Origin of the sequence: Gilliamella sp. B2923 (assembly GCF_026536565.1) — a bacterium.
Classification (GTDB): domain Bacteria; phylum Pseudomonadota; class Gammaproteobacteria; order Enterobacterales; family Orbaceae; genus Gilliamella.
In genome coordinates this window covers 1-529 of sequence record NZ_JAFNNZ010000059.1, presented here as the reverse complement: position 1 = coordinate 529, position 529 = coordinate 1, and the positions used below count along the sequence as shown (strand labels likewise).

Annotated in this window: 1 protein-coding gene; it reads right to left on the bottom strand. The window is 40.5% G+C overall.

Features of this window, described 5'->3' with window-relative positions:
- Positions 1–529, bottom strand: a 529-nt coding sequence (locus J3U42_RS12460; protein WP_267336624.1) for a hypothetical protein, incomplete at both ends; no start/stop codon positions are given.

Below are 529 nucleotides of genomic sequence, written 5' to 3'. Positions count from 1 at the left end.
CTTTAATGGTTGGCTTATATTGCTCAAGTGAGGCATTATCTTTGTTTCGGGTTTCCGCTTTTTTCGCACTCAGGTAAAATTCTTTCAAACTGCTGGTTTCTATAATCTCTTTAAAATCAAACCAGTCCCAACAACTGACATTTTTTACGCCTTCACTGCCGATGGCTGCCCAACCAAGGACAGGTAGATTCTTACTGCCTAAGGCATCTTTTTGGATTAAAATCCATAACGTACCTTTGTCGTCAACTGCACGGGTCTGCTTTGCTTGATATGCCTCATCATTCAAACTCAGTATCATCGGCATTTGAACCACGTTTTGGCTGCCGGTTAATTCACTTTGCTGTAAAGGATGTTGGCTCCAGGCTGGGGTGGCTTCGGCTAATTCTATATCTCCTTCAAGTTTGGCTTTTTCGGCTATCTTCTCACTATTTTCTACCCATAACCTTTTAGTTTCGGTCTCCGATGTGTTAATCTCAATTTGTAACCAGTTGATATTAACTTGTTTACTCAATACTTTTATTTTGGTGTC